10 protein-coding genes are annotated in these 10,222 nt (G+C 34.2%); 7 read left to right on the top strand and 3 right to left on the bottom strand.

The features are described from left to right. The first annotated feature begins 78 nt into the window (after nucleotides 1-78). Nucleotides 79-720: a DUF3139 domain-containing protein gene (locus tag TX86_RS14555; RefSeq protein WP_042349498.1), complete on the top strand. Its 642-nt coding sequence runs from the start codon at nucleotides 79-81 to the stop codon at nucleotides 718-720. 58 nt (nucleotides 721-778) lie between these two features. Here TX86_RS14555 and trpS read toward each other — a convergent pair whose 3' ends face one another. Both trpS and TX86_RS14545 read right to left on the bottom strand, forming a co-directional pair. After that, complete coding sequence (gene trpS, locus TX86_RS14550; protein WP_042349497.1) at nucleotides 779-1,765, bottom strand: tryptophan--tRNA ligase; 987 nt, start codon at nucleotides 1,763-1,765, stop codon at nucleotides 779-781. Between the two features lie 71 nt (nucleotides 1,766-1,836). Continuing rightward, nucleotides 1,837-2,208 carry a DUF3899 domain-containing protein gene (locus TX86_RS14545; RefSeq protein ID WP_042349495.1) on the bottom strand — a complete coding sequence of 124 codons (372 nt, stop codon included), beginning with the start codon at nucleotides 2,206-2,208 and terminating at the stop codon, nucleotides 1,837-1,839. Nucleotides 2,209-2,600: 392 nt separating this feature from the next. On the opposite strand from TX86_RS14545, the gene TX86_RS14540 reads away from it, so the two are divergent. The 5 genes from TX86_RS14540 to TX86_RS14520 all read left to right on the top strand — a co-directional run bounded on the left by TX86_RS14540 (nucleotide 2,601) and on the right by TX86_RS14520 (nucleotide 8,381). Beyond that, entirely contained in the window at nucleotides 2,601-4,295 is a 1,695-nt protein-coding gene (locus tag TX86_RS14540) for a peptide ABC transporter substrate-binding protein (protein ID WP_042350519.1), read from the top strand. A gap of 120 nt (nucleotides 4,296-4,415) precedes the next feature. Beyond that, entirely contained in the window at nucleotides 4,416-5,345 is a 930-nt protein-coding gene (opp3b, locus tag TX86_RS14535; RefSeq protein ID WP_042349494.1) for an oligopeptide ABC transporter permease, read from the top strand. Continuing rightward, nucleotides 5,345-6,379, top strand: a complete 1,035-nt coding sequence (gene opp3C / locus TX86_RS14530; protein WP_042349492.1) for an oligopeptide ABC transporter permease — start codon at nucleotides 5,345-5,347, stop codon at nucleotides 6,377-6,379. Before opp3b ends, opp3C begins: the two co-directional genes overlap by 1 nt. Nucleotides 6,380-6,394: 15 nt before the next feature. Beyond that, nucleotides 6,395-7,438, top strand: coding sequence for an ABC transporter ATP-binding protein (locus tag TX86_RS14525; protein WP_042349491.1), 1,044 nt, complete (start codon nucleotides 6,395-6,397; stop codon nucleotides 7,436-7,438). 1 nt (nucleotide 7,439) lies between these two features. After that, nucleotides 7,440-8,381, top strand: a complete 942-nt coding sequence (locus TX86_RS14520) for an ABC transporter ATP-binding protein (protein ID WP_042349489.1) — start codon at nucleotides 7,440-7,442, stop codon at nucleotides 8,379-8,381. A 247-nt stretch (nucleotides 8,382-8,628) separates the two neighbouring features. Here TX86_RS14520 and TX86_RS14515 read toward each other — a convergent pair whose 3' ends face one another. Continuing rightward, complete coding sequence (locus TX86_RS14515; protein WP_042349488.1) at nucleotides 8,629-8,808, bottom strand: hypothetical protein; 180 nt, start codon at nucleotides 8,806-8,808, stop codon at nucleotides 8,629-8,631. A gap of 567 nt (nucleotides 8,809-9,375) precedes the next feature. Here TX86_RS14515 and spxA point away from each other — a divergent pair. Continuing rightward, nucleotides 9,376-9,771 (top strand): transcriptional regulator SpxA, encoded by a 396-nt coding sequence (spxA, locus tag TX86_RS14510; RefSeq protein ID WP_042349486.1) that lies wholly within the window; start codon nucleotides 9,376-9,378, stop codon nucleotides 9,769-9,771. Nucleotides 9,772-10,222: the final 451 nt, after the last annotated feature.

Here is a 10,222-nt window from a genome sequence, read left to right as displayed (position 1 = left end):
GGTTTGTTCTAATTATACTTTTAATAAAGGTTTTTTATGGAAAGTGTAGAAAGCTTTAAAATGGGGGAGGAGATTGAAATGAAAGAGAAAGTACCAGTTCATCCGCTTGTGAAAGTTTTAGCTGTGTTTTTCAGTTTATTAGTTGTCATCATCCTTATTTTATCCGCAGGCTTTTGGATTAACTCATATCAACAAAAACAAGAGAAAAAAGAGATTGTGAGTCGAACGAGGGATTATTTACTGTTAACGTACAAGAAGGAAGATATAACGAGTGTTACATCTGTTTCGACTCCGGGAGGAAAGTTTTCGGAGGGACCACCTTACTTTGCAGATGTTATATTCCAAGATGAACCGAAAAGAACTTATAGATACCGAATGGTAAATGGTTTTATTAATCAAGTCAATTTAAAACAATATTTTGAGGGAGATATTCAGCCGTACAAGCATCTAGAATTTAATGGGTCAGATTTACAGTATATAATCAAGCAATTAGAAATGAAGACGCGAGAGCATTTGATGAAGAAATATAAGGATAATGAAATAATATCCTTACAGGTTCCTCTAGAAAAAGGAAATAGTGGCTATGCTTATAAATGTGCAGTTATCTTTGCAGATGAACCACATATTACGTATAACTATATTTACTTAGACGGAGAAATTCTGCAAGTAAGTACCACACCTAAAGTGATAGAACAAAAAAGTCTTAAACATATAGAGTAATGGATAAAAGAGGCGTCCTCAAAGTGATTGAAAATCTCTTTGAGGAACAGCCTCTTTTTTATCTTTTGCGGCCTAAGCCCATCGCATTATTCATTTTTCGAAGCATTTTATTAGCTGCTTTGTTAGCTTTCTCTGCTCCTGCATCAAGAATATCATCAAGCTCTTTCGAGTTAATTAATTCATTGTATTTATCTTGGATCGGTTTTAAAGCATTCACAACAACTTGAGCTAAATCACCTTTGAAGTCGCCGTAGCCTTTGCCTTCGTATTTTTGTTCGATTTCTTCAACAGAAATATTTCCAAGAATCGAATAAATAGACATTAAGTTTGAAATACCTGGCTTATTTTCTACATCATATTTCACAATGCCATCTGAATCTGTTACAGCACTTTTGATTTTTTTCTCAATCACTTTTGGCTCATCTAATAACGCGATAAAGCCTTTTGGATTTGGATCAGATTTACTCATCTTCTTCAATGGGTCTTGTAGACTCATGATACGAGCACCGATTTTTGGCGTACGAATTTCAGGAATCTTAAAGACTTCGCTATATTTCTTATTAAAACGCTCTGCTAAATCACGTGTTAATTCCATATGTTGCTTTTGATCATCGCCAACTGGAACGATATCTGTATCATATAGAAGAATATCTGCAGCCATCAATGGTGGATATGTAAGTAGTCCAGCTGATACTGCTTCTTTACCTGAAGATTTATCCTTGAATTGTGTCATTCTTTCTAATTCACCAATATATGATGTACATGTCATCATCCAACCAGCTTGTACATGTGCTGGTACTTCAGATTGAATGAAGATGGTTGCTTTGTTAGGGTCAATACCGGCAGCAATATATAAAGCAGCTAAGCTTTTAATATTTTTTCTTAATTGTAAGCGTTCTTGGGGAACAGTGATGGCATGTTGATCAACGATACAAAAGTAGCAATTGTATTCATGTTGAAGTTCGACAAACTGGCTCATTGCTCCAATGTAATTACCGAGCGTCATTAAACCAGATGGCTGAATGCCGGAGAAAATTGTTTTCATAAAGTGTCACTCCTTGTAATATAAAACCTCATTCTAACAATTATTTCACATAAAAGCATATTAATTCAAGATTATTGGTAATAAAAAAATAAACAAATAAGATTTATGATTAATAAAATAAGTCCACTGTATAGAAGAGGCGAGTGAGGGATCGGCATTAATTGTGACAAAGGTATAATTTCAGTGTTGTCATCAAAGCCGCGTTCACGACTATTTCTTCTAAACAATACTCGAAATCCATGAGTGAATCCATCGAAGAAACCATTTGAAACAATCATGAATAATAAGCCAAGAGTAATACATGCACTAGAGAAATAGAAGCTAATATTAATAAAGTGAAGTAATGCTACTTGTTCGTATATGAGCAAAGAAATTAATGCTGTTAATAACAATGTAGTAGATACAATCATAATAATTGGATGTTTTCTTAGTTGTGCAATCATAAAATTTCCTCTTTTTTAAGTTTTTTAAAAAATAGTATAGCAAAAATGTGTGCTAAAAGAGAAGCTTCTTTTAGTATAAAACAAATATTTTATTATTTTAATAAAATTCATAAAATTTTCAATTTATATATTTATATAATTTTTCACCCCTAATATACATATGTGTGTCTAATATGTGCAAAAAGTAGTTATTTGTATATAATTACTAATTTTACTAGGAGTGTTCGAAAAAACAAGGAGAAATATAGGTTTTATAAGCTTTTTTCGATTGCGAAAAAAACGACTTTATATTATTTTTAAAAAATTTGATAAAAATACAATTTACAAACAAACGAAAAATTGTATAATTAATTTTGTGAACATGTAAACAAACAGAGAAGGAGTGTATGAATTTGAAAAAGTCTAAATTTTCTCTGCTTTTAGTTTTAACTTTAGTACTAAGTATGTTTCTAGCGGCTTGTTCTGGAGATAAAGACAAAGCAGACGGTGACAAAGACAAGAAGAGTGGCGATAAATTAGCTGCTAAACAAGAGCTAAGAGTATTAGAAACTCAAGAAATGCCAACGATGAACAGTATTAAGGCAACAGACACTGTTTCTTTTACAACATTAAACAATACACAAGAAGGATTATATCGCCAAAATGAAAAGCGTGAAATCGTTAATGCTATAGCTGATGGAGAACCAACAGTAAATGCTGAAGGTACTGAATTCACTGTTAAATTAAAAAGTGATCTTAAGTGGGCAAATGGCGATGCTTTAACTGCTAAAGATTTCGTTTTTGCTTGGCAACAAGCGATTGAGCCAAAGAACTCTTCAACATATGGTCCATATATGATGGATGGCAAAATTGTAGGAGCTAAAGAAATTACTCAAGCTGGTGCAAGTAAGAAAGCATATGATTTAAATACTTTAGGTGTTAAAGCACCTGATGATACAACATTAGTTGTTCAACTGGAAAAGCCGATGACTGTTGAATTCTTCAAAGGTTTAATGGCATTCCCAACTTTCTATCCTATTAATCAAAAATTCTATGAAGCACAAGGTACTAAATATGGTACATCTGCAGAAACACACCTTTCTAACGGTCCATTCAAATTAGCAAAATGGAACGGTCCTACTGCAACTGAGTGGGTTTATGAAAAGAACGAAAATTATCGTGATGCAAAAAATGTAACTTTAACAAAAGCTACATTTAACGTTGCTAAAGATACTCAAGCTCCAGTTAACGCGTTTGAAGCTGGAGAAACAGATATTACACCTAAATTATCATCAGATATCGTTCCTCAGTATGAAGGAGACGAGCGTATGGTAACTTGGTTAGAGCCAAGTATTTTCTGGTTAAAATTAAACGAAAAAGATAATCCAGTATTATCAAACGTGAATATTCGTAAAGCAATTGGGCTTGCAATCAACAAAGAAGATCTAGCAAGTGATGTATTAAACAACGGTTCTATTGCTGCTTATTATGCAGTGCCGAAAGATTTTGTTAAAGATGAGAATGGTAAGGATTTCCGTGATGCTAACGGAGATATGATGAAACACGATAAGAAGAAAGCTAAAGAGTATTGGGAAAAAGGTCTGAAAGAGCTTAAAACTGATAAAGTTGAACTTCGTTACCTAGGAGATGACTCCGAGGGTGCGAAGAAGATTGGTCAGTATGTGAAGGATCAACTAGAGAAAAATCTTGAAGGTTTAACTATTAAGATTGAAGCTGTTCCTTTCGCAGTACGTTTAGATCGTGATACAAAGCAAAACTATGATATTCAAGCAGCTGGATGGAGCCCAGATTACATAGATCCGATTTCTTTCTCAGATCTTTGGGTAACAAATGGTCAAAATAACAAAATGAGTTTTTCTAATGCAGAATACGATAAATATATCGAAGATGCTAACAATACAGCTGATCAAGCTAAACGATGGGAACTTTTACAAAAGGCTGAAAAATTGGTCTTAGAAGATCAAGCAGCAGTGGCACCACTTTACCAACGTGCTTCTAATCTATTAGTTAACCCTAAAGTAAAAGGCTTTACTTATCATACAGTTGGACCAGAGTATAGCTATCAATATATTAAAATTTATGAATAATCTTTTACTGGTACATGCATTCTAATGTAATGTCAATAAAAGAGAGTATATTTCGATATACTCTCTTTTTACCTGTACCGTAAATATCTAATAATTCTAAAAATTTAGGAGGTGCAGGAAATGGTTAAGTATATAGCACAACGTATTTTTTATATGATATTAACGCTATTTATAATAGCTTCTTTTACATTTTTCCTCATGAAAATAATTCCTGGTGCACCTTATAAGAATGTTAATAAATTATCACCAGAACAAATAGAGATCATGGATGAAAAATACGGTTTAAATGATCCTATTCCGGTGCAATATGCTAAGTACATAGGTAACATTCTAAAAGGTGATTTAGGGACTTCTTTCCAATATAACGATACTCCGGTTACGGATATTATCGGTAATTTAATTGGACCTTCAGCACAGTTAGGCTTCCAAGCAATGCTCGTCGGAACGATTTTTGGTATTGCACTCGGATTGATAGGGGCGCTTAAACAGAATACTTGGATTGATTATAGTGCGACCTTTATAGCGGTATTAGGAAAGTCGATTCCAAGTTTCGTATTTGCAGGTTTGCTTCAGTATTTTATAGGAGTTAAGCTAGGGTGGTTTCCGGTTGCGTTCTGGAGAGGCTTTGAATATACCATCTTACCGACCATTGCATTAGCCATATTCCCAATTTCTATTGCTGCTCGTTTTATGAGAACAGAAATGATAGAAGTATTAGGTTCTGATTATATTACACTGGCAAAAGCAAAGGGCGCTAGTGGATTTGAAGTGGCTGTTAAGCACGCGTTAAGAAATGCTCTTATACCAGTTGTTACAGTTTTAGGACCTTTAACTGTTTCGTTAATGACAGGTTCTTTAGTTGTAGAGAAAATCTTCTCAGTTCCTGGTATTGGTGAGCAATTCGTTAAAGCGATACAAGTTAATGATTATCAAGTTATTATGGGAACAACATTATTATTCGCTGCATTATTTGTAGTCGTTATTTTAATTGTAGATATTCTTTATGGATTAATTGATCCACGAATTCGATTAGCAGGAGGACGGAAATAATGGCGAATATTGACCAAACGATTTCAAAAGATAAATTTCAGCCTGCCATTATGGATCACTCAAAGCATGAAGTAATTGTGAAGCCGAGCTTGAATTTCTGGCAGGATGCTTGGTTGCGAGTACGAAAAAATAAAGGTGCCATAGTCAGTTTGGTACTTATTGCATTGCTTATTATTATGGCTTTTGTAGGCCCGTTAATTAGCGGTAAAGATGCAGATGCTCAAAATGTAAAACATGCGAACTTACCTGCTAAGATACCAGTGTTAGAGAATGTTAGTTGGTTACCTTTTGATGGGACAATGAAGAATAAAGCTGGAACTGAAGTAGATATGTATAAAGTGAAAAAGGTAGATGAAGATACGTACTACTGGTTTGGTACAGATTCGTTAGGTCGAGATTTATTTACTCGTCTTTGGGAAGGTACACAAATCTCTTTATATATTGCTTTCTTAGCAGCTTTTATTGATATGGTCATCGGTGTTGCATATGGTGCCATTTCTGGATATTTTGGTGGTCGTGTTGATAATATCATGCAGCGTATAACAGAAATATTAATGGGTATACCGAACTTAGTTGTAGTTGTACTAATGATACTAGTGCTGGAGCCAGGTATTTTATCCATTACGATTGCTTTATCTGTTACAGGCTGGGTGAGTATGGCGAGGGTTGTACGTGCACAAACTATGAAACTGAAAGAACAAGAATTTGTTCTTGCTTCTAGAACATTAGGGAACTCAAATGCAAAAATTATTTTTAAACATCTTGTACCAAACTTGGCGGGTGTCATCATCATTAATACGATGTTTACCATACCAAGTGCCATTTTCTTTGAGGCATTTTTAAGCTTTATTGGACTTGGTTTACAAGCACCAGCTGCTTCTTTAGGTACATTAATAGATGACGGATATAAAGCATTATTAACATATCCACATATGTTAATTTTCCCAGCTATTGCTATTAGTTTAATTATGATCTGTTTCAATTTAATGGCAGATGGTTTAAGAGATGCGCTAGATCCGAAAATGCGTGATTAAGGTAGGTGAGATTGAATGGAAAAGATATTACAAGTAAAAGATTTAAATATTTCATTTCATACATTTAATGGAGAAGTACAAGCTATTCGTGGTGTTAACTTCGATTTATATAAAGGTGAAACATTAGCAATTGTAGGAGAATCAGGTTCAGGTAAGTCTGTTACAACTAAATCGATTATGCGACTTTTACCACCAGGTAACTCTGAAGTTAAGCAAGGAGAAATTCTATTTAACGACAAAGATATTACTAAATTAAGTGAGCGTGAAATGCAGAAGATTCGTGGAAAAGATATTTCGATGATTTTCCAAGATCCGATGACTTCGCTTAACCCAACAATGAAGGTCGGTAAACAAATTATGGAGCCGATAATAAAGCACCATAAAACGAGTAAAGCGGAAGCGAAAAAGAGGACGATAGAGTTACTAAAGCTAGTTGGTATACCGAAACCAGAAGAGCGCTTTGAACAATATCCACACCAATTTTCAGGTGGTATGAGACAGCGTGTTGTTATCGCTATTGCTCTTGCTTGTACGCCAAAAGTATTAATCGCAGACGAACCTACTACGGCACTTGATGTAACGATTCAAGCACAAATACTAGAATTAATGAAAAAAATTCAAGAGAAAGTAGATACATCAATTATTTTTATTACGCATGATTTAGGTGTTGTAGCGAATGTGGCAGATCGTGTTGCTGTTATGTATGCTGGGAAAATTGTTGAAATTGGAACGGTTGATGACATTTTCTATAATCCCCAGCATCCATATACTTGGGGATTGATTAGCTCAATGCCTGATTTAGATACAAGGGATCAAGAGCTATTCGCTATTCCAGGAACACCACCTGATTTATTGCATCCTCCTAAGGGAGATGCATTCGCATCGCGAAATCATTACGCTATGCAAATTGATTTAGAAGAAGAACCTCCGATGTTTAAAATATCTGATACACATTATGCTGCAACATGGTTACTACATCCAGATGCACCAAAAGTAGAACCACCTGAAGCAGTGTTAAAAAGAAAAGAGTATTTCCTTTCTCTTAACGGAGGTAAATAAAATGGAACAAAGAGAGATTTTATTAGAAGTAAACCATTTAAAGCAGTATTTTAACGCAGGGAAACATAATATAGTTAAAGCTGTTGACGATATTTCTTTCTTCATTTACAAAGGTGAAACACTTGGGCTTGTTGGAGAATCTGGCTGTGGTAAATCAACTACAGGAAGAACGATTATTCGTCTATATGAAGCGACAGATGGAGAAGTATTATTCCGTGGAAAGAATGTACATGGTAAGAAGTCTAAAGAAGAAATGAAGACTCTAAACCGTAAAATGCAAATGATTTTCCAAGATCCATACGCTTCTTTAAATCCGCGTATGAAAGTTAGTGATATCATTGCGGAAGGTATTGATATTCACGGGCTTGCTTCATCAAAAGAAGAGCGAATGAATCAAGTGTATGAGCTATTGGAAACGGTTGGTCTAAATCGTGAGCATGCGAATCGTTATCCACATGAGTTCTCAGGCGGCCAACGTCAACGTATCGGTATCGCGCGAGCTCTAGCGGTGCAACCGGATTTCATTATTGCAGATGAGCCGATTTCAGCTTTAGATGTTTCGATTCAAGCGCAAGTTGTTAACTTATTGAAACAGTTGCAGAAAGAAAAAGGGTTAACGTATTTATTTATCGCGCACGATTTATCAATGGTCAAATATATTAGCGATCGTATTGGTGTTATGTATTTTGGTAAATTAGTTGAGATTACTACAAGTGAAGAACTTTATAATAATCCTCTTCATCCTTATACTAAATCATTGCTATCAGCTATCCCGCAACCAGACCCAATTAGTGAGCGTAAAAGAAAGCGTACCCCTTACGACCCAGCAGTGCATCAATATAGTGAGGGTGAAGAAGTAAAAATGCGTGAAGTCAAGCCAGGACACTTCGTTTTATGTTCGGAGAAAGAGCTCAAGCAATATCAAGAGCAACTAAAGAAATAAAAGAAAAAGCTCCCGTGAATTGGGAGCTTTTCTAAAGGTAATAAAAGGACCGGTGCCGGTTTTTATTAAAAGATAAGAAAAGATATAAATTTGTGCGGTGTCTAGCTCCATCACCCAGCGACTAGTAGATTTCGCCCACCTCCCTACGATAAGTCAATACGAAAAAGGCTACTGCCTCTTCGTGTAGACTTTATCTCAGTCGAAGTGCTCCAATCTATACGTCGCAAAACGGGTGCTTGCGCTTTTTTTATTTACCACCAACTTGTTTCCAACCTGTTTGTGTTTGTACTGAAGCATCTACATGAATGTTTTTCTTTTTACCACCAAATAGTTTTTCTCCAATGGAGTTTCCGATTACGCCGTTTAATGCGGTGAAACCGATCACAAGAACGGCAACAATCAGTAAGTCAATGAAATATCCGACCATCAATTTGCCTCCTTTTGAAAAGCATTCTTTTCTTCTATTGTAAAAGAATATATGTATGAAAGGAAGAATATTTTGGAAATTTAAACGCTGTTAAGTTATAATGTTATAGGTGTTCGACAGCTATAGTCAAAATCTTTGAAATGAGAGGTATTTTTTTATTGTCGGTAAATTTAATATCTTTAAAAAATTAAATTTTTTATAAGTTTGCGAATGATAACAGAGGGTATATTAGTAATAGAAGGTTCCATTTATATTATATTAAAATATGAATAAACTGTGATAAATGAGAATTTAGTCTCTTTATTTTCAGTGGAGTTTAGGCTTGTTAATAAGGATGTTAATTGCTCTTCTTGGCGCAAACGGTTGAATAAACCTTGAAGTAACAGCTTTTTTTAATATTTTTTTATTTTTTAAAAAAGGTGTTCATTTTATGAAAATATCATGTATAATTGACTTTAGACATTCTTTATTTAAAGTTATTTCAATTTAGTGTGTCGTTCATGAACGGAAAAAGTTTTCCCAATCATAGATCAAAAGGGTTCTATAAAAAGGGGAGTGTGAATAGTTATGGTAACTTTATATACATCACCAAGCTGTACATCTTGTCGAAAAGCGAAAGCTTGGCTAGAAGAACATAACATACCTTATGTAGAAAGAAATATCTTTTCAGAATCTCTTTCTATTGAAGAAATTAAAGAAATTCTGCGTATGACAGAAGACGGAACTGATGAAATCATTTCCACAAGATCTAAGACTTTTCAGAAACTGAATGTGAACTTAGAAACATTGCCATTGCAAAGATTGTATCGTCTTATAAAAGAGAACCCTGGTCTATTAAGAAGACCTATTATTCTTGATGAGAAAAGATTGCAAGTTGGCTACAATGAGGACGAGATTCGTCGATTCCTTCCAAGAAAAGTACGTACGTTTCAGCTTCGTGAAGCTCAACGTATGGTTAACTAATTTCTATATCTCCCTTGACTATCCAAGTCGAGGGCTTTTTTTATTTTCTGACTAATATTACATATGTAACTAGGATAGAGGAGTTTTGCATTATATGTCGAATAAGTCAGCTTTAACATAAAAAATAACTTTCGATATTAAATGTAAATATTTGATTGTTCACATATAATATCATGATATTGAAAAAATTCAAACAATTATGCAACATATGTTGTTTTATAGACACTTTTCTAATTATGGTTGTTTGATTCATTTTTTGAAATGGGTATAGTGTGAATATAGGAAAAGGATGTTTCTAATGTGCGTTAACGAAACTTATAGAGGAGGATAATAGATAGCAAACCTTGATAAAAGCTAAAATATTATGTAAAATTAGAGCAATCTTTAGGCGAAAGTTTGTTTTTATAAATATACTGCATTTTGTTTTCCTTCTTAACATTTTTATCATAAA

The sequence above is a fragment of the Bacillus massiliigorillae genome (genome assembly GCF_000380245.2).
GTDB lineage: Bacteria > Bacillota > Bacilli > Bacillales > DSM-1321 > Bacillus_AD > Bacillus_AD massiliigorillae.
Note: the sequence above shows the minus strand (reverse complement) of the source record. Positions and strands in the feature narration are given on the sequence as shown.

What these genes read in the sequence shown, in the direction of transcription:
- TX86_RS14555 (WP_042349498.1), top strand. Translation starts at nt 79, where the DNA reads ATGAAAGAGAAAGTACCAGTTCATCCGCTTGTGAAAGTTTTAGCTGTG.
- trpS (WP_042349497.1), bottom strand. Translation starts at nt 1,765, where the DNA reads ATGAAAACAATTTTCTCCGGCATTCAGCCATCTGGTTTAATGACGCTC.
- TX86_RS14545 (WP_042349495.1), bottom strand. Translation starts at nt 2,208, where the DNA reads ATGATTGCACAACTAAGAAAACATCCAATTATTATGATTGTATCTACT.
- opp3b (WP_042349494.1), top strand. Translation starts at nt 4,416, where the DNA reads ATGGTTAAGTATATAGCACAACGTATTTTTTATATGATATTAACGCTA.
- opp3C (WP_042349492.1), top strand. Translation starts at nt 5,345, where the DNA reads ATGGCGAATATTGACCAAACGATTTCAAAAGATAAATTTCAGCCTGCC.
- TX86_RS14525 (WP_042349491.1), top strand. Translation starts at nt 6,395, where the DNA reads ATGGAAAAGATATTACAAGTAAAAGATTTAAATATTTCATTTCATACA.
- TX86_RS14520 (WP_042349489.1), top strand. Translation starts at nt 7,440, where the DNA reads ATGGAACAAAGAGAGATTTTATTAGAAGTAAACCATTTAAAGCAGTAT.
- TX86_RS14515 (WP_042349488.1), bottom strand. Translation starts at nt 8,808, where the DNA reads ATGGTCGGATATTTCATTGACTTACTGATTGTTGCCGTTCTTGTGATC.
- spxA (WP_042349486.1), top strand. Translation starts at nt 9,376, where the DNA reads ATGGTAACTTTATATACATCACCAAGCTGTACATCTTGTCGAAAAGCG.